Source organism: Companilactobacillus hulinensis (genome assembly GCF_003946555.1).
GTDB lineage: Bacteria > Bacillota > Bacilli > Lactobacillales > Lactobacillaceae > Companilactobacillus > Companilactobacillus hulinensis.
This window is the reverse complement of sequence record NZ_RHOO01000023.1, coordinates 1-18655: the sequence shown is the minus strand read 5'-3', so window position 1 is coordinate 18655 and position 18655 is coordinate 1. Positions and strand designations below refer to the sequence as shown.

15 protein-coding genes are annotated in these 18655 nt (G+C 37.4%); 11 read left to right on the top strand and 4 right to left on the bottom strand.

All coding sequences use genetic code 11. The features are described from left to right. Positions 1-18 precede the first annotated feature (18 nt). From nagA to EKM66_RS10240, 5 genes are all read left to right on the top strand, one after another. Positions 19-1179, top strand: a complete 1161-nt coding sequence (gene nagA / locus EKM66_RS10260; protein ID WP_125764283.1) for an N-acetylglucosamine-6-phosphate deacetylase — start codon at positions 19-21, stop codon at positions 1177-1179. Between the two features lie 547 nt (positions 1180-1726). Next, positions 1727-2473, top strand: coding sequence for a glycerophosphodiester phosphodiesterase family protein (locus EKM66_RS10255; protein WP_125764281.1), 747 nt, complete (start codon positions 1727-1729; stop codon positions 2471-2473). A gap of 128 nt (positions 2474-2601) precedes the next feature. Then, positions 2602-4542, top strand: coding sequence for a hypothetical protein (locus EKM66_RS10250; RefSeq protein ID WP_164505125.1), 1941 nt, complete (start codon positions 2602-2604; stop codon positions 4540-4542). A 14-nt stretch (positions 4543-4556) separates the two neighbouring features. After that, positions 4557-4793 carry a type II toxin-antitoxin system HicB family antitoxin gene (locus tag EKM66_RS10245; protein ID WP_125764277.1) on the top strand — a complete coding sequence of 79 codons (237 nt, stop codon included), beginning with the start codon at positions 4557-4559 and terminating at the stop codon, positions 4791-4793. 168 nt (positions 4794-4961) lie between these two features. Further along, positions 4962-6902: a hypothetical protein gene (locus EKM66_RS10240; protein ID WP_125764275.1), complete on the top strand. Its 1941-nt coding sequence runs from the start codon at positions 4962-4964 to the stop codon at positions 6900-6902. Between the two features lie 658 nt (positions 6903-7560). On the opposite strand, the gene EKM66_RS10235 is transcribed toward EKM66_RS10240, so the two are convergent. From EKM66_RS10235 to EKM66_RS10225, 3 genes are all read right to left on the bottom strand, one after another. Then, positions 7561-8949, bottom strand: a complete 1389-nt coding sequence (locus EKM66_RS10235) for a zinc-ribbon domain-containing protein (RefSeq protein ID WP_164505124.1) — start codon at positions 8947-8949, stop codon at positions 7561-7563. 645 nt (positions 8950-9594) lie between these two features. Continuing rightward, entirely contained in the window at positions 9595-11544 is a 1950-nt protein-coding gene (locus EKM66_RS10230; RefSeq protein ID WP_125764332.1) for an ABC transporter ATP-binding protein/permease, read from the bottom strand. Between the two features lie 51 nt (positions 11545-11595). Then, positions 11596-12348: a tyrosine-protein phosphatase gene (locus tag EKM66_RS10225; RefSeq protein WP_125764271.1), complete on the bottom strand. Its 753-nt coding sequence runs from the start codon at positions 12346-12348 to the stop codon at positions 11596-11598. 68 nt (positions 12349-12416) lie between these two features. On the opposite strand from EKM66_RS10225, the gene EKM66_RS10220 reads away from it, so the two are divergent. The 3 genes from EKM66_RS10220 to EKM66_RS10210 all read left to right on the top strand — a co-directional run bounded on the left by EKM66_RS10220 (position 12417) and on the right by EKM66_RS10210 (position 14818). Next, positions 12417-13190: a glycosyltransferase family 2 protein gene (locus tag EKM66_RS10220; RefSeq protein ID WP_125764269.1), complete on the top strand. Its 774-nt coding sequence runs from the start codon at positions 12417-12419 to the stop codon at positions 13188-13190. A gap of 159 nt (positions 13191-13349) precedes the next feature. After that, positions 13350-13679, top strand: a complete 330-nt coding sequence (locus EKM66_RS10215; protein ID WP_125764267.1) for a thioredoxin family protein — start codon at positions 13350-13352, stop codon at positions 13677-13679. Between the two features lie 32 nt (positions 13680-13711). Further along, the gene (locus EKM66_RS10210; protein WP_125764265.1) at positions 13712-14818 is read left to right on the top strand and encodes an FAD-dependent oxidoreductase; all 1107 of its coding nucleotides are present in this window, start codon (positions 13712-13714) and stop codon (positions 14816-14818) included. 43 nt (positions 14819-14861) lie between these two features. Here EKM66_RS10210 and EKM66_RS10205 read toward each other — a convergent pair whose 3' ends face one another. Next, complete coding sequence (locus EKM66_RS10205; RefSeq protein ID WP_125764263.1) at positions 14862-15101, bottom strand: hypothetical protein; 240 nt, start codon at positions 15099-15101, stop codon at positions 14862-14864. A gap of 83 nt (positions 15102-15184) precedes the next feature. On the opposite strand from EKM66_RS10205, the gene EKM66_RS10200 reads away from it, so the two are divergent. From EKM66_RS10200 to EKM66_RS10190, 3 genes are all read left to right on the top strand, one after another. After that, the gene (locus EKM66_RS10200) at positions 15185-15565 is read left to right on the top strand and encodes a YueI family protein (protein ID WP_125764261.1); all 381 of its coding nucleotides are present in this window, start codon (positions 15185-15187) and stop codon (positions 15563-15565) included. Between the two features lie 20 nt (positions 15566-15585). Beyond that, on the top strand, positions 15586-16569 hold the full coding sequence (locus EKM66_RS10195; RefSeq protein ID WP_125764259.1) for a ribose-phosphate diphosphokinase: 984 nt from the start codon (positions 15586-15588) through the stop codon (positions 16567-16569). A 280-nt stretch (positions 16570-16849) separates the two neighbouring features. Further along, entirely contained in the window at positions 16850-18610 is a 1761-nt protein-coding gene (locus EKM66_RS10190; protein ID WP_125764257.1) for an L-type lectin family protein, read from the top strand. Positions 18611-18655: the final 45 nt, after the last annotated feature.

The following is an 18655-nucleotide window of genomic DNA, read 5'->3' as shown; positions in this document are numbered from 1 at the left end:
TAATTTGGAGGATTGAAAATGACATATTACATTCATGCTAAGAAGTTCTTTTTACAAAACACTACTGAAAATGGTGGTTATCTAGAAGTTACTGATGAAGGTAAGTTCGGAGATTACTTTACAGAAGAAGACGGCAAGCCAGAAGGCAAGATCGTTGATTATTCTGATAAGTTTATCGCTCCTGGACTAGTTGACACTCATATCCATGGTCTTGTTGGAGACGATGTTATGAACAACAGCTGGAAAGAGTTCAACGAGATGTCAGAAGGTTTGTTAAAGGCCGGAGTTACTTCATGGCTTCCAACAACACTTACAGCTTCACACGAACAATTAGACGAGATTTGTAAGACAATTGGTGACAATCAAGGTAAGAGTACTGGTGCTAAGATTCAAGGTATTCACTTTGAAGGTCCTTTCTACACTGAAAAGCACAAGGGTGCTCAAAATCCTAAGTACTTCAGAGATCCAAGTATTGAAGAATTCACAGAATGGCAAAAATCAGCTAAGGGTATGATCAAGAAGATCTCAATTGCCCCAGAACGTAAAGGTTCAGTTGAATTCACAAAGGCTGTTGCCCAAACTGGTGTTACTGTTGCCCTAGGTCACAGTGATGCAACATTTGAACAAGCTAAGGCCTGTGTTGAAGCCGGTGCTACAAGTTTCACACATACATATAATGGTATGAGTGGCTTGAATCACCGTGCCCCTGGTATGGTTGGTGCCGCAATGTCAATGAACTATGTTGATGATGAGTTGATCTGTGATGGACACCACGTTAACCCATATGCTGCACGTACATTGGTTGACAAGAAGACTCCAGAACACGTTGCTCTTATTACTGATTGTATGAGTGCTGGACTAATGCCAGATGGTGACTACGTATTGGGTGAATTCCCTGTTACCGTTGGTGATGGTCAAGTTAGATTACAACAAGAACCACACAGTTTGGCTGGTAGTATCTTATTACTTAAGGATGCTATTAAGAATGTTGTTGACTGGAACATTGCTACAGACGAAGAAGCTGTTACAATGGGTAGCCACGTACCTGCTAAGAGTTGTCACATTGATGATGCATGTGGTGCCATCTTACCAGGACGTGATGCTGACTTTATCGTTTTAAACAATGATATGAGTCTTGCAGAAACATACCTTGATGGTGAATCACGTTACCAAGCATAGTTTTGAAATCTAAAATCCTTCAATTCAGTTATTGAAGGATTTTTTATGCCTTATTGTTATGTTTCTATTGCCGCTTCCGGTTACGAAATATTTCATCTGCCGTGGGGACCGGTCCGAGCCTTTGGTCTCGAACCTCGACTTTAAGCTTTGCTTTGCAAATCTTAAAGCTCGTCCCATGCCGTAATGAACGGTAAACCGCCGTTCAAACGGCATTCTCACGGCTGATAAAATATTTTGTAGCCTTCAGCTGGTTTTCTACTTACTTCTTATTTTTGTTTTCTGCATAATAATAGGAAGTAACCTGGAAAGAAGTAGCAAACTAGCCGGAGGTCAAAAGTAGTAATCCAGTTGCGATAGTGCTGTAGAATGGTGGTTTTCCATTCGTACAGCACAGGACGACTTTTGAAATCTGCGGTTCATGCAGAGTCCAAAATCGAGTCTTCAGACCGCACTGTGGCTGAAGACGGTCCCGCAACAGGGTTACTACTTTTGACCGTAGGCGAAAACAGAAAGTAGTTCTATAATATCCTTGGAGGATTTGTATATAATGTCAAAAAAAATACTTGCTCATAGAGGAATACCAACCTTAGCACCTGAAAATACTATGGCTGGTTTCAACACAGTTATTGACTGTGGACTTGATTGGATCGAAACAGACTTGAGTATTACAAAGGATGAAAGAGTCTTCGTTATCCATGATGATAAGTTAGATAGAACTACTAATGAGAATGGATCAATTGAAACTTTGGATAGTTCACTGGTTGAACAAGCTGATGCTGGTTCATGGTTTGCTGAGAAGTTTCGTGGTGAACGTATTCCAACGTTGGATCAATTGATTGACTTCCTTAATATTCATAAATTGAATGCTAATGTCGAATTGAAAGGTGTTGTTGGGGACAATGCCAATCATCTAGCTGATAGTTTGGTAGCTCAATTTGCTGAAGCAGTTGATAGATTGGATCCAGATGTTCAGTTGATCATCTCTAGTTTCAATCCGATTATGTTGCAGAAGATGCATGAGTTGCGTCCGAGCTTAGATTATGCTATGCTCTTTGATACTTACGGTATGGGTGAAGATTGGAACTTGTATATGCAAGCATGCCATGCAAAATATGTTCACCCGGACAGCCGTGGATTAACTGAAGCAAAGGTTAAAAAAATGAAAGATTATGGTTATCAAGTCAATGTTTGGACCGTTGATGATATCAATAAGGCTCAAGAATTATTATCTTGGGGTGTTGATGGAATCTTTACTAACATTGCCGACCGTATGAAGTTTCTTATTAAAGATTAAAGTAATTAAACATGTGAATAGCTAGTAGCACTCCTTTAAATGAGGAGTGCTACTTTTTGTTTACAAGGATTTTTAAAAGAATAATTGTACGGATTAAATAAAAATAAAGAATGGAGAATATAACTTTCATGCGGAGAGTATTATTTGTCTTAGTGATTATGGCTATATTCGTAATTACTGGGGGAATTATCAATAGAAATTTGGAAGTGCATGCAGCAGTAGCTCATGAGAATATTCCACCGATGGAAAAACCAAGTGATCCACCTAAGCGTTTCTTAGGAATTTGGACAACTGGTGGTTATACGCAACAACCAATGCCGGAGATCTATACAACTGAAGGGCATAAATTAGTTCTGTCCTCTAAGTCAGTTAGGTCTGGCTGGGGTATGTATAATGCAAAGTACCGTTGGTACAAGTCAACTGACGAAGGTAAGACTTGGTCTGAAGTTGAGAATAAAGATGGCGGTGCGACTAAGAATTTACATGTTACTACCCAAGGAGTTGGTACTACTTATTATCAAAGGAGAGTTGAATGGATCCGAGCTATCTTCGGATTCCTCGGTGGTTCTCAAGTATATTGGTCAGAATTATCAGCAGTTCATGTTATCTCAAATGATATCCATGCTAGAAGTATTGGACTCTATCATGATTATGATTACCTATATAATGGTGAGAGTGAATTGGTACCTAATTCTACCTTTATTAGAGCTGAAGTTGATCCAGTTGATTATACTGAGGATTTGGTTTGGTCAGTGGATCGTCCCGACTTGGCGACAATAGATAATGAATCTGGAGAACTATCTGCCAACTTAAAAGGAAAATCAGGTATTGTGACGGTAACTGCTACAATCAATAATGTTGATGGAACAAAGGCTGTTGGAACTACTAGTGTGATAATCGGTGGTGGGTTGGAAGATCAATACACTAAGTCCGGTATAGTTGCAAACTTTACTTTGTTGGGTAGCTTAGGAAAGATAGAAGAAACAAATAAAGATCAGAGTGATTATAAAATTGAGTGGTTTAAGCAACCGGTTGGGACAACCAAGCAAATTCCAGTTAACACTAATGAGAAGAAACTGCCATTTATAGATGTTTATGAACCAAAAGTTAAAAATGATGGCGATTTGTTCTGGGCGGTAATAACTATTAAGAATGGCAATGAAACTCAGAAATATGTAACCAATAAAGCAAAATTACATGTTGAACCAGTTGATAGTCCTGATATTCAATTTAATAATGAAGTTACGAATCTGACTTTTGATGAAAACAACATTGATACAGTTTTAAATAAAGTGACTAATGGTGATGAGTTAGTTTATAAAGATAAAATAGTTAACGTTAGCGATGAGGGAGCATTGTTGGGAGGCAGATATGTCTTGCCAATACATCATCGAAATAAAATCAAATCAATTTTCGTTGATGATTTGAAATTGACACCTGATCAGTACAAGTTTGTGGAAGAGTATGATGGTAATTCCTCAGCAATTATGATTGATAATATCGATTGTTTGCCAAAGCAATCGCGTGATATTACGATAACAACGATAGTAGATGACGTCTCTCAAAATGAAACAAGGGTTGCACGACCAATGGTATTCTCTGGTGAGGAAGATCATTTATATAGTAATGAAGGGCGTATTATGACCTTGAATTATGTGACTAATGAATTAAATAAGAAGGTCCGTAATATCGACTTTGGTGTTATCAATTCCTATGCCAAAGATCAAGTGATTTCGAGAACGACTGAGACTAATATGCCAAACAATATTATTGATATTGAAGATGGTCGCCGCGTGAAGAAACAAGTAGAAATCTATGTTTCACAAAAGAGTGACTTTGTGAATGAGTCTGGAGATACATTACCAGGTTGCCTTAGGTTCTACGAAAATGGAAAATATTCTGATCTTTCAAAAAACGGTCAATTGATTGCGGCTTCTAAGGAAAATGAGACCTTGAGTTCTGTTGGATGGGATGAGAATAATGGTCTCTTGTTACATATGCATGAAGATGCTGCAGCAGCCGGTCAGTACAAGTCAGCGTTAGATTGGGAATTTCGATATAGTTTATAAGAAAGAAGAATAAGATGAAAAGGTATCCTGTAGTTATAACCGAATATAATGATGAGGGTCGTTACTTTGTTGTTACATCTCCAGCAATTCATGGCATGGTAACTCAAGGAGATTCGTTGGATGATGCAAAATTTCATGCTAAAGATGCAATTGAAACAATGATTGAGGATGTAGATAAAGATGAAGTCCTAAATTATAATAATTGGAAGTTAAAAGAAAATGACACGGTAGCGTTTATTACAATAGATTAAATTTAAGTCGATCTCAAAGAGAGGTCGGCTTTTTTTGTGCCCAATATTCACAAATATATATTATAAGAAATGAATTATTGGTATATAACCTGCATGATATACTCATGATGCGTTAATTATGTAGACACTTTAATATATTTAAAATCAAACTGATGGAGGGCCAGTTAAATGAGAAGTAAAAAAGGCGTAGTTTTTCTAGTAGTCTTATTCTCACTGCTTACGGGCGGTCTCTTCATAAAAAAATCAAAGGAAACTTCTGCCGCAGATACGGAAATTGGTTATTATAAGAAACCAACCAAAGATGTTAGGAAATTCTTTGGTATTTGGCTGACATCTGGTTATAATTTGCAGCCCAATGCTGAGAATTATGTAGAAGTTAATAATACTGTGACATTGCACACTGATTCGGGACGTTCCTTCTGGGATCGTGCTATTAGCTTGAATGGATTCTCACATTATAGATGGTATAAATCCACTGATGGCAAGAAGTGGACCAAAATGACCGATAAGGAAAATGGTGACCGAAAGCATATGCCAGTTACTCCGACGACAGTTGGTACTACTTATTATCAACAAAGGGTATCTTGGTATTATTTGGTGGAATTGCTTACTAGTCCGGTGGTTTATTCCAAAGTTGCGGCGGTTCATGCGGTTCCAGAACCTGTTAATGCAACTGATTTGACGGTAACAACTGATGATGATTATTTATATAATTCTGTAAATGATGTTACAGATACGATGACTTACGCCCATGCACATGTGAATCCGAGTAATTACACTGGGACCTTGACGTGGAGTATTGATGATACGAGTTTGGCAACTATTGATGAAGAGAGTGGATTGATAACTGCCAATACACTGCACAAATCAGGAATTGTCACTGTTACAGCTACCTTAGTCAACCCTAATGGAACAGTGGTGACCAATAACACCAAGGTTCAGATAGGCGGAGGTCTTGATGATCAAACCGTCAAAGCAGGGAAGACTGCAACATTTAGTTTGCGAGGTAATATTGGAGAATTAAATGAGGATGACACCAGTTATACGGTTAAATGGTACAAAGAAGATCCAATTACACATTATCGTATGCAGTTGGATGTCGATAGCCATGCACTATCGATCACTACTCCGGCAACGACGCTGGATGATGACGGGACACTATTCCTAGCTATCATTCAAGTAAAATTCGGTGTGACAACAATGTCTTATACAACTAACGACGCCTTCTTGTATGTCACACCTGAAGGTGGACCCAATATTACAATCGATGATACGCTAGAGAATAAAACGTTTAACGATGGAACTAATACAGATACGATGTTGTACGGTGCCATCAATGGTGACAAGATTTCTTACCACAATACGATAACTAACAATAGTCAAACAGGGACATTGTCGAATGGAAAGTATATTTTGCCACTACATTCCAATACTCAAGTTACCGAAGTTACGCTTGATGGAGTTGTGTTGTCACCTGATCAATATGAAATAAATCCGAATGATGATACTGATGAAGAAGATTTGATTATTAGTGATTTGAGTTTCAAAAATAATCAGAGCCATTCAATCGACGTTGAAACAATCGTTGGTGGAATTGCTAAGAAAGAATCATTACAGACGATTCCTTATATTATTGGTAAAGATGATGACGGTGATAGTTATCAAAAAATTGGTAAAGTTGAGACGATTAATTATGTGGTTGATATGATTGAGCATTCCATTAATGATATCGATTACGGTAAAGTTGTTTCGTATGGTCAGGATGCACTGGTATATCGAAGCGATGATTTGAATTGGCCCAATAACTTGATGGAAATCGATGACATGCGTCGTAACAAGACACCAGTAACCGTCTCTGTTTCACAGGGAAAAAACTTGGAAAATGAAAATGGTCAGGTTTTATCTGGTCATTTACGCTATTACAAAAATGATGATGATTATACGGACCTACTTAATAATTCAGCGGTAATCAAGACGACTAAGAACAATGAAAAGTTGGAATCAATTGGCTGGTATAAAAACCATGGTCTGGTACTGTACTTACATGGTATAAGTAAAGCTGGAGTTTATAAGACCCAATTAAATTGGGAAATAACTGACGTACCATAAAATAAATAGAAACAACAAAACCCACTCTCTAAGTAAATAGACGAGTGGGTTTCATTTACGCAAATCGTTAAGGTTTGCGAATTGTGTGTTTAATTCCCAAATAGGCTAAGCCTATCGTAATTATTATCAAGAAGACACTTAAAATTATCAGAAAGGCATAATACAACATTTTATCACCTTATTTGGAAGTTATTAACGAATTTATGTATCTCGGGAGGGTTTATTTAATGATTAGGCTGGCAATCAAATGACTACAGCTTGTATTGCGAAGGTCAGTTTATCCAATCTATCCGCCAGCTCTACGGATGATTGAATAGACCAAACCATTATATTGTTGGTATTGATTCTTATTCATCCCCGTATAGAAGTATTTAAAATTTCAAAAACAAGGGGAATTGTCAACCCCTTGTCTTATCCCATTCATTGTGGTGCTAAGGTGAAAGTACACCAACCGCAACTTCAGTTCTTTTAAACTGGAGGGGTCTTGGATGGTGCAAACTCAATCTTCAGATTGGTAAAGAAATGAGTTTCCGAAAATCAAAAGTGTTTAAACATATTTGATTTTCTTAATTCAAATTATAGCAGGGCTGATGCGAAATGCAAAAGAAAAGAGCCCCCTCAATGCGAGGTGGCTCTAGTAATATACTGATTGTATCATTTAGACTCTTTCACGGGGATGCAAAGCATACGCCATAATGACAGAGACGATTGATGTAGCTAATAAAATATAGAAACTAACTCCAAATTGAGTACCATTAACAGCTGTTTGACCAGTGATCACAGCTGAATTAACAGCACCGGAGTAGAAGATACCGAATACTACGGCATAGATGATAGTTGGTAGCACTGTAAATAGTCTGACCAACTTAACACTTCCACGGTTTCTGAAACAGGCTGCTATTAAAGCAATTACAGGTGATAGGAAACAAATCAAGCGAATGGCAGATGATAAGTTAACTATCAAAGTACTGTATTGGTAACCGAAGTTAGCTGTGTAGTTTGCGGCAGATGCAATTGTACTTGAAAGTGAAACGCCGTTGATAAATGGTCCACCGATTGAGGCTGCAAAACCAATAATTGATGAAGTGATAATGACTTTTTGACGCATGTTCTTACCACGACTATTGTCATGAACCTTTTGAGCCTTTTGTTTCTTGGGTTCTTGATATTGTTGCTCGTGATATTCCGCAGTTTTATTGGAATCAGCAGGTGAATCATTCTCACGTTTGAACTTCTTGTTAGCCTTAACTTCACTACCATGACTGACTTGAGAAGCTAAGAACCATAATAGAATTGCCAAGGCAAGGGCGATGAATCCGTAGTTTCTTTTGACAACTAATAGAACTGCAACAATGATTACGGCAAATATACATAAATAAGCGTTGTTTTTAGCAAATTTACCCATGTTATGAATCAAGCCATCATTTGTATCTTCGGCTGCTTGCTGTTCTCTTTTTTGTTGCTGCAACTTTTTCATTTCACTCTTAGTAGGTTTGAAAGGATCCTCACTAGTCTTGAAACGTTCCTTGAACTTCTTACCTAGATCTTGGGTCTCATTCAATGAAGTATCATGTTGTGCCTGAGCTGATTCCGCAAATTCATAAGGTTTCTTCGCTGCACGTCTAAAGGCATCCTTATCGTAAGCAACTGTACGATCGTCTAAAGTTTCATCTGGAACTTTAGTAGTCTTTTCGAAAGTACGAACGGAATCATATTTTCTAGGCTCGACTTTAGGTTCAGGTTTTGGCTCTGGATGTTGTACCTCAGATGCAGGTCTGACAGAACTGTATTCTTGTTTTTGAGCTGGTGCTTGTTGATAGATAGGTTTAGTTTCAGGCTGAACAGTTTGAGCAGACTTTTCAGGTTCGTTCTCGCTAAGCTCCGCTTCGATGTCGGCTAAAGATTTAATAGTATCGTCATCTTTTTTGTCAGCTGAATTTTGATTTGAATCGTTACGTTTATTTTTAATTGTAGTTAAATCATAACCACAGTTATCACAGAACTTTTGTGATAGATCAACTTTGTGGCCGCAATTTGGACAAAACATACTCATTCCTCCATTATATTGACAAACTTAAGTATACAAGATAACTAAACGTGTATAAAGACGTTGGCATGAAAGTTCACGAAACTTTCACATCTTTTTTTGTTTGTGCGTTCTGTTCCCGCCTGCGACTGATAAATATTTTAAATGCCGTGGGGACCAGCCCGAGCCTGAAAGGCGGTCTCGTGCTTCGACTTGAAGCTTTGCATGGTTCGCAAATCTCCAAGCTCGTCCCTGTGGCTTTGCCACTGTCACGGCTTTTAAAATATTTATCAGTCTCCGGCTCTTGAACTGTTTGAAAGTCATTAGTGATTATCAAATATAGTCTACTTTATATTTGTGAAGTATTGGTACCCAATAGAGAATGTTAGGCGGGTATGCAAATAATATTTGATATAGTATCTAAATTCACATTATATATAAAAAACAAATTAGCGGAGATTTAAAGAAATTTTGCTAGCAGTGGTAGTGGTGTTGAACGGTGGTATTCCGTTCTTACAGTACAGGACGATTTTTGAAATCCGTGGTTTATGCGGAGTTCAAAAACGAGATTTCAGACCTTGGCTGAAATCTTTTCTAATTGCAGGCTTAATTTCTTTAAACCGAAGCACGAAAAAATCCCAGCATTTGCTGAGATTTATCATTAATCTATTCATCTGTAAGTGAATCTCTTGGATCTAACTTAGCAGCTCTTCTTGATGGTGCTAAAGCTGCTAACAAACTAATTATGATACTAATGGCAATACCAAAGATAGCATTACCAGGTGATATCGAGATTATTGTTGCTTTGAAAGCACTCTGAGTGGCGTGATTGACGCCAATCTGTACCAAGTAGGCAATCAGAATTGCAAAGCCTCCTGAAACTAGTCCAATTAAGAATGATTCAGAGATGAACATATTTCTGATGTCCTTCTTCCTAGCTCCAATAGCACGTAGAATACCGATTTCTTGAGTACGTTCAGAAACACTGATGTATAGAACAACAATAATCATGATTGCTGAAACAATCAGTGAAATTCCAGCGACACCGGCTAATACGTAGAAGGCTAGATTCAAGTATGTATTGAGTTGATCAATAACGGCACCAACTCCGGTAATCATATATTTATTTTGTTTCTTACCCTTAACGGTTGTCTTGTATGATTTGATCTTTTGCTGAACAGCTTTGACGTTGTGAGTATCGTCGATAGTCAATGTTACAAAGTTGGGTTTAATTGTAACGTTTGACTTGGAGGCGGCGGTCTTCAAAGTATCAAGTGTGATAGCTGAAGAACCTGATTTGATAATACCGGACACCTTCAAGTTAATAGCTATTTGAGCTGGTTGTTTATTGTCATCAAGGGTTGTGATGTACATCTTGACGGTCTTGCCAACCATACTCTTATAGTTCTTCTTGTTTAACTTTTGAGCATCAGACTTTAGTAAGATGACTTCGCCATTACTTGGCTTGGTGCCTTTGGTGATGTCACCAGTTTTTTCAGTGGCATTCCAAGTTTGGAAATACTGAATAGAAGCGTTCTTCTTATCGTAATTAATTTTGGGTGATTGAACGAAATAAGCTTGTTCGACTTTTTTAACGTGTTTCAAATTATTAAAAGTCCTCATATCTGACTTCGTTATATCGATACCACTAGTGTCACCAGCTTGATTCTGGCTCTGTGGAATATTCTTGGTTATCTGAATTGCATTCGGATTAACTTGAGATTCCATCTGGTCGTTGATGTAGCCAGTTACACCTGAGCCTAGTCCCAGCATGAAAATGACTGAGAAGATACCGATGGCGGCACCGATAATGATTAGAATGTTACGTCCCTTGGTATAGAGCATGTGCTCCCAGGCCAGTCGGAAAGTATCTCCAAAACTCAAATGAGTAATTTTCTTACTATTATTGTTATCTTCAACCAATGGATAACTTGGTCGAATTTGTTGGTCAGAGTCAATAACACCATCTGCCAAGTGGACGATTCTAGTACCATAGTCGGCGACTTGCTGTGAGTGCGTTACAGCAATTACCAATTTACCTTCTTTGGCAATGTCATCTAGGATTCGCAAAACTTCTTGTGTATTCTGTGAATCCAGAGCACCAGTTGGTTCATCAGCGATAATTATTTCAGGGTCATTTGCCAAGGCACGAGCGATAGCAACACGCTGCTTTTGACCACCTGACAATTGGTTAGGATGCTTATCGATATGTTCAGTTAGTCCAACTTTTTCCAGTAGATCTTTAGCACGTTGCACACGTTGAGATTTCTTCAACGAGGACATCTCAAGTGGCACTAGGACGTTTTCCAGAATTGTTAGATGACTGATAAGATGGAAACTTTGGAATACGAATCCGACCGTGTGGCTGCGATAATTATCTAGAGCCTTGTCTGAACCCTTCTTCAATGACTTGCCGTCGACAAAGATATCACCTTTAAATTGTGAATCTAATCCACCAATTGTATTGAGCAGGGTGGTTTTACCACCACCGGATTCACCGAGAATCGAGACAAATTCGCCACGATCTAATTCAAGATTAATACCCTTTAGGACAGGAAACTCTTTTTTACCTAATGAGAATGATTTACGTACGTCTCTTAATTCTAGAAGACTCATCATATTCTCCATTCTTAAAAATAATTATTTGGTAAATTGAGTATAAGTTTTTTAGTCTTCTAAGTAAATATTTTTCAATTGGCTTAATTTATTCTTATCAAAATTTAATGCCTGAGTGAGATAATTTTCGAAGCTTCCATAGTAATGCTCGATCGCATCAAAGACAGAAGTAATACTTTCTAAATCAGCTTTGGTCATGTTCATCTTGTTGATATTTTGATCACCGTTCTCATCATTTAATGTTCCCTCGATGACCTCAGGTGAAGCATACATGAGGTTTGTCAGTAGATAATCACGGGCAATAGTTTCATCGTCAACACCAAGTGCTTTGAGGATGAGCATGGCTGCCATACCGGTTCTATCCTTACCAGCAGCACAATGGAATAGTAATGATTTATCATCTTCGTTATTTTCCAATAACAACTGGAATAATAATTGATATGCATGCTGACCGTATTTATCTAGTAAAACACTTTGATAAATGATACCTAAATAAGATGAAGTGTTATTCAAAGCACTAGCCAATTTGTCTCCATTACCTTTTAGTGGGTAGACAGGATCAGAATAAATTGTATAGAAATCCGTGTCTCTATCAGACCACATTTGTTGTTCATTGTCGCCACGGAAGTCGACAACGTATTTTAATCCATAATTTTTAAGGTATTTTAAAGATTTCGGCGTTAAATTACTAATATCTCCTGAACGAAGGAGTTTATTATATTTAATTTGTTTACCATCAGTGGTTTTATATCCTCCCAATTCACGTAAGTTTATGGCTCCGTCAAGATTTAAAATTCGTTTCATGTTTTTTCCTCCCCGGATTTGTTGCGTATTGATAGTCTTTCGACGTAAAATACTATTAAGGTGATTTAATGGTAGAAGATAAACTTTCAATAATAATGACAACATATAATGCTGCCAGCTATGTCATGACGACAATAGATTCGTTGATAGCTCAGACTAATAAGAATTTCGAGCTAATAGTAGTCGACGATCATTCGACAGACAGAACTCTGGATATTATCGCAAGTTATGAAAAAAAGTACAGCTGGATAACAGCATACGAACACACAGAAAATGCTGGTGTTTCAGCAGCTAGGAACACTGGTCTTAAACATATCTCTGGCAATCTCGTCACTTTCATTGATGGCGATGATTGGTTAGAACCGGGATATGTTGACTTTTTTTTGACAGTATTTGAAAATACTGACACGGATCTTGCGACGTGCGGTTTCTTTATGGATACTGAAACTGGCAAGAGCAAGGTCAAGACTGAGAAGAGACAGAATGGTTTCGTTGATCGTGATGAAGCAATTAAACAGATCACTAAGATAAGCGGTACAGTCATGGGCTATACATGGAACAAAGTCTATCGTCGTTCAGTGATTGAGAACAATGAGATTCATTTCCAGACTGATCTGGATCTAATGGAAGATCAAGTTTTCAATGTTGAATACGCAACTGTGGCGAAGAAGTTCTATTTTGATAACTTCCCGCTGTATCATTACGTATCAAGAAAAGACAGTATTACTAAGAAGTTCTTCGATATGGATAATGTCCGTGATGTTGGCGTTGCTAACCTTAGGGTCTTGAAGACCATTCGTGATTCTCGCTCAGATAAAGATAGTAAAGAACAGTTAGAATAAGAATGTATACACTTACATTCTAACAAATTTAAGCTCAAAACTTTCAAATTAAGAAAGCTTTGAGCTTTTTTATTGGAATTTATTATTCGTGAGCATAACTTTTGTTTTTATATACCTGTAGGGGGTATATCGAATTACATCAAAGGGAGGTTCATTGAGATGAGCATAAAAGAAATTCATGATGATACATACGTAAAAGAAACTACAGGACCCGGCGTCACAGTCGTGGACTTCAGAGCAGATTGGTGTCCACCATGTAAAATGATGGATCCAGTACTAAAGTCATTGTCATCAGATGATGAGTTGGGAAAAAATGTTAAGTTCGTTTCAGTGAACATCGACAAGGATCCATTGGTTGCTAATGAAATTGGAGTGCAAGGTATTCCCACGTTCTTGATTATGAAAGATGGAGAATTAGTTAGTGGAATGGTTGGTGCTAAGCCAAAGAAGGCATTTAGAGCAGAGATTGAAAAATACTTAAATAAATAGAATACTGTCGAGGGTATATTGAAGAGGGAAATATGATAAAAAACAAATATGGCTACATAGTAATAGGAAGTGGCCCAGCTGCTTTTGGACTGACAAACAAATTAAAAGAGGACAACAGCAAACAGACAGCGTTGATTGTTGATAACGATTTGTTTGGTGGAACTTGCCCTAACTATGGATGTGAACCAAAGATATTCTTGGAAGGTGCAGTTCGAGATGTATTGATTGGTCAAAAACTAGAAAATCGTGGAATAGTTGCAGCACCAACTATTAATTGGAAGACATTGATGGAAACTAAGAAGAAGGTATTCAAACCTTATCCTGAGAATTCTAAATCGGGATTTGAGAATGAATTCGTTGATACAAAGACTGGAATAGCCAAAATAATTGATCGTCATACGGTTCAAATAGATGGTGCAAACTATAAGACTGACAAGATAATCATTGCTACAGGTATGAAGCCTAATAAGCTTAATATTCCTGGTAACGAGTATTCACATAGCAGTACGGATGTTCTGGATATGGAAGAACTCCCTAAGAAGATGGTCTTCATCGGAAGTGGATATGTCAGCATGGAGCTAGCTACTGTGGTGAGTGCTGCCGGTGCAGAGGTTGAAATGATTGAATTCTCTGACAAGGCTTTGGGACCATTCTACCAAGATCATGTTAAAGCTGTGGTTGATCAAATGAAGCAACGAGGTATCAAATTCCACTTCAATCAAGCTGCCAATAAGATCACTAAGACAGATGATAGCAAATATGTTGTTCATACTGCACAAGGTAATTCTTATGAAGCGGATTATGTAGTCGATGCTACCGGAAGAATTCCTAATGTTTCTTCATTGAATCTGGACGAATTAGGAATTGAACATGACCGTCAAGGCATTGTAGTTGATGAACATTTCTCACTGGAATCAGATTTTGCTTATGCAGGAACTAATGACGAGCATGCTGAATTAGTTGGAGTGTTCGATAAAAGTTCAAAACTGGTTGGTGTTTCTGAAGTTAGTCAGACTGCTACTGATGATGTTAATTTATTCGTTAATGTGATTGGTCTTGGATTGGACAGTAAAGTATGGAAAGGAAAGATTATTTATATTTTTCCAACTTTGGCATCAAAAATTAAAGGATTTCTTTAGTATGAAAAAACCGTTATCCATATAATTGGATAGCGGTTTTTGATTACAATCTTTTCTTAACGTGATAGGGAATAACACTCTTATCGGAATCCTTCACATGAGACTTCTCATCTTTTGCGAAGTAAACAACGAAGCTCTTCTTATCTGAAACATCTTCGGCTACTATCAAGGATGATTCATAAGGATCTTTAGCTTTGTAAATCTGTGCGCCACGCACTGCCTCTCCAAAATCCTTTGAATTAGCAATTGCGTCACCTGGGTTAAAAAATACCATTTCATCCATAGATAACACATCCTTTCTTTACGTCCATTATACAGTTATCATATCGTGTATAATAGAAATAACAGCTTGAAAGGTGGAAATATATGACTGATGTTGAAGATTATATAAAGAAAAATGTTTTTGGCAAGCCGCAATTGAAACCAGATGAGAAAAATAAATTTTTGGGTAATTTTGCCGAGCGTGTTGGTATTGCTTTGACGATTGCACAACTTAAGAATCCCGATAATTTGAAAACGGTTGAGGGAGTTATGAAGAAATATCCTCAGTATCATTTGTACTTAAATGGTAAAATAGATTCTTATATACTGGATAAATATCTCCAGTTAAGTGTAAAATTGAAGTATAAGTTTACAATCGTTTCGCAGTCTGCCGTGCGCAACAGAGAACGTGTCATGACGGATAATGACATGGGACTTGTGATTGCTGACGAAAGTAAGCCCATAGATCGACCAGTATTAATATAATTTTGGAGGACAGACCAGATATGTCTAATACATCATTAGATAAAATTGCTTTACTTTCTTTGAATGGTAATAAGCCATTAGCCAAGAGAATCTCTGAATATATGGGAGTTCCATTGTTGGACGCTTCCGTTTCTCACTTCGCAGACGGAGAAATCAATATTCAAATCAACGAAAGTATTCGTGGAAAAGACGTTTACATCATTCATTCAGTTTCAGACCCAGTTAATGATAACTTCATGGAATTGATGATTGCCGTTGATGCTCTAAGACGTGCAAGTACAAAACAAATTATTTGTGTATTGCCATACTTCGCATATACACGTTCAGACAGAAAGTCTCGTTCACGTGAACCTATTTCAGCTAAGTTATTCTCTAACATGTTGGAAATGGGCGGAGTCGATCGTGTGATTGCACTTGATATGCATGCTGATCAAATTCAAGGATTTTTCGACATTCCTGTTGATCACTTACGTGCAATGCCAATCTTTGCCAAATACTTCATGGATAAGATGGATGACAAAAAAGACGACTTCGTCTTCGTTGCTCCGGATCACAATTCAATGAAACGTGCTCGTTCATTAGCTGAAGTCTTCGGTTCACAAATTGCTATCGTTGACCAAAGATCTACTGAAGAGAACAACGTTATTCCTGGTGTTATTGGTGACGTTGAAGGTAAGAAATGTGTCATTGTTGATGACTTGATTGATACTGGTACAAGAATGATAAATAGTGCGGAAGCCTTGAAGGAAGCTGGTGCAGTTGACGTATATGCCGCTGCTACCCACCCAATTTTCTCTAAGACAGCTGCCAAAGATTTGCAAAACTCAGCTTTGAAGGAAATTGTTGTTACGGATTCTATCGTCGTTCCTGATGAATGCAAGTTCGATAAGTTGAAGATTCTTTCAGTTACAGACTTACTTGGTGATTCAATTAGAATGACAGAAATGGACGAATCAACAAGCTCATTGTTTGACGTTCGTGATTCATATACATTAATTAAATAGATTTAGTTTGGAAGGTATCTCGGTGGAGATACCTTTTTAATTTTGCTAAAAAATAGATAATAACTAATTATATATGTGAATTCAATTTATTTAATTGTCTAATAACAAGCAAATTGCTCTTTTACTATTGTTTTATTTATATATCATAAATTAACTAAAAAGTGTCACTTTTGGTAATTCTTTCTTACTGGAAGTGATATTTCTCTCTATCATGAATACGTTATTCTAATAATATATATCACTGCCACATGAAAATATATTGTTTGCGAAGGGGAATCTGATGAGGAAGAGAAGGTATTGGGTATTTGTATTGAGTATTTTACTTTTTTGTATTTCTACCACTAGGGTTTTGGGGGCAACGCCTGAGGAATTAGATGAATTGGGAAAAGCCGTTACTCCAGAAGGTCTGTCTCTTAAAAAGGATGATATGAATTCCTATTTTGAATATACGCCTAGTTTTGAAGATGGAACGCTCAATCATTCAACTATAAAAACCGGATTAAACAAAAAGTATCCTAGTTCAGATGCAGTGCAATTAACTGATGACGTTAAACAACTGAGTTCCATTTGGAGTAACGTGGATAAAGGAAATTATATTAATACAAAGATTCCACAGACATTGTCTATGTGGTTGTATTTCGGCCATGCTACGAATCCAGCTGATGGAATTGCTTTTGTTTTGCAAAGTGATCCGAGAGAGACTAAAGCTATTTCTACGTATAAGGGTAGCGTGGTTCCGGGGGAAACTCTTGGAGTTTGGGGACCTGATATTGATGGTAGTCAATCAAGTACTGCAGTGGTCGCGGCTGGAGCAATTCAAAAATCGTGGGCATTGGAATTTGATACTTTTTTAAATAGATATAATAAGGCTGGTGAAGGAAGTTACTTTGATTACACCTTTAATAGTTCAATTAGTGGTAATCAACATATGGCTTTTAATTATCCAGCGCAAACTAGTGCTTATGTAAAAGAAGATATTGACGGTGGATATGGCTACGAATTAAACCATAGTAATGGACGGAAATATAAGAAATTTACCAATTACTATAGTGCATATGTTTATGAAGACGATAATAACGATATTAGGACTAATTTGAATCTTACACATTCTAATAGTGGGGAAGATTCATGGCATCATCTGACAGTTAACTATTTACCACCCACTGATGGAACAAACAATGCTACATTGACGTATTCTTTTAACGATAAGAAAATTGACGGAACACCTGGATCAATGCTGACTACTGAAAAAGACCTTCCATATACTAATACAACAAATTTGGATTTGACAAAAGTTTTACCAACAGATAAAAATGGTGTCATCATTGATAATAGATTAAGATATGGTTTCACGGGGTCAACAGGTAAGTACGCTTCTCTAAACATGGCAGTCTTCGAAACAATGCCATCCCTAGTAAACGCTAGTTCTGATGCAAAAGTATACAACATCAGTCAGGGAAGCCGTGAAATTAAATCGGGTGATAGGGTAACGTATGACAACAACTTAATGAAGTTCAGTTACAATTTGAACTACTTAACTGGTGATAATGAGTTGAGGAACGTTGTTGCTAAAATTACTTTACCTTCTAATATCGCTTATGCAAAAGAAGGTATTATCGGAAACGTTATTTATTCAGATGGTAAAGTTGAACCAGTTCCAGTTAGTGAAGTGACTGACAACGTATTGACTCATAAGCTTACTCGTACGATGAATGACAAGTTGAAGGGTGCCAAATTAGAAATAACCGGTGTTGCGAAGACTGATAAGTCTGGTGGATACGAACAAGATACTAATGTAGCATCTGCTCATGCTACTTTGATGGGTGATTTATATAAAGGGGATGTGAATACTCCTCAATTCACCATTGCCAAGGCTCCAAGACATTTGAGTATTCGCCCAATTTCTTTATTAACTCAATCAGTCAGATTTGGTAATCCATTACATTTTGATGGAGCAATGTCTTATGATGACAATACAGCAATTCAAAATAAAAATATGTCCATTCTGATAAAGTGCAACACAAAAGTTAGACAAAATTAAATATTATTAAGCTGCTAAGGCATGCTCTCTGTATTCACGGGGAGT

Bases quoted from the DNA above. Each gene is read 5' to 3' on its own strand.
- nagA (WP_125764283.1), top strand. From the start codon at position 19: ATGACATATTACATTCATGCTAAGAAGTTCTTTTTACAAAACACTACT.
- EKM66_RS10255 (WP_125764281.1), top strand. From the start codon at position 1,727: ATGTCAAAAAAAATACTTGCTCATAGAGGAATACCAACCTTAGCACCT.
- EKM66_RS10250 (WP_164505125.1), top strand. From the start codon at position 2,602: ATGCGGAGAGTATTATTTGTCTTAGTGATTATGGCTATATTCGTAATT.
- EKM66_RS10245 (WP_125764277.1), top strand. From the start codon at position 4,557: ATGAAAAGGTATCCTGTAGTTATAACCGAATATAATGATGAGGGTCGT.
- EKM66_RS10240 (WP_125764275.1), top strand. From the start codon at position 4,962: ATGAGAAGTAAAAAAGGCGTAGTTTTTCTAGTAGTCTTATTCTCACTG.
- EKM66_RS10235 (WP_164505124.1), bottom strand. From the start codon at position 8,949: ATGTTTTGTCCAAATTGCGGCCACAAAGTTGATCTATCACAAAAGTTC.
- EKM66_RS10230 (WP_125764332.1), bottom strand. From the start codon at position 11,544: ATGAGTCTTCTAGAATTAAGAGACGTACGTAAATCATTCTCATTAGGT.
- EKM66_RS10225 (WP_125764271.1), bottom strand. From the start codon at position 12,348: ATGAAACGAATTTTAAATCTTGACGGAGCCATAAACTTACGTGAATTG.
- EKM66_RS10220 (WP_125764269.1), top strand. From the start codon at position 12,417: ATGGTAGAAGATAAACTTTCAATAATAATGACAACATATAATGCTGCC.
- EKM66_RS10215 (WP_125764267.1), top strand. From the start codon at position 13,350: ATGAGCATAAAAGAAATTCATGATGATACATACGTAAAAGAAACTACA.
- EKM66_RS10210 (WP_125764265.1), top strand. From the start codon at position 13,712: ATGATAAAAAACAAATATGGCTACATAGTAATAGGAAGTGGCCCAGCT.
- EKM66_RS10205 (WP_125764263.1), bottom strand. From the start codon at position 15,101: ATGGATGAAATGGTATTTTTTAACCCAGGTGACGCAATTGCTAATTCA.
- EKM66_RS10200 (WP_125764261.1), top strand. From the start codon at position 15,185: ATGACTGATGTTGAAGATTATATAAAGAAAAATGTTTTTGGCAAGCCG.
- EKM66_RS10195 (WP_125764259.1), top strand. From the start codon at position 15,586: ATGTCTAATACATCATTAGATAAAATTGCTTTACTTTCTTTGAATGGT.
- EKM66_RS10190 (WP_125764257.1), top strand. From the start codon at position 16,850: ATGAGGAAGAGAAGGTATTGGGTATTTGTATTGAGTATTTTACTTTTT.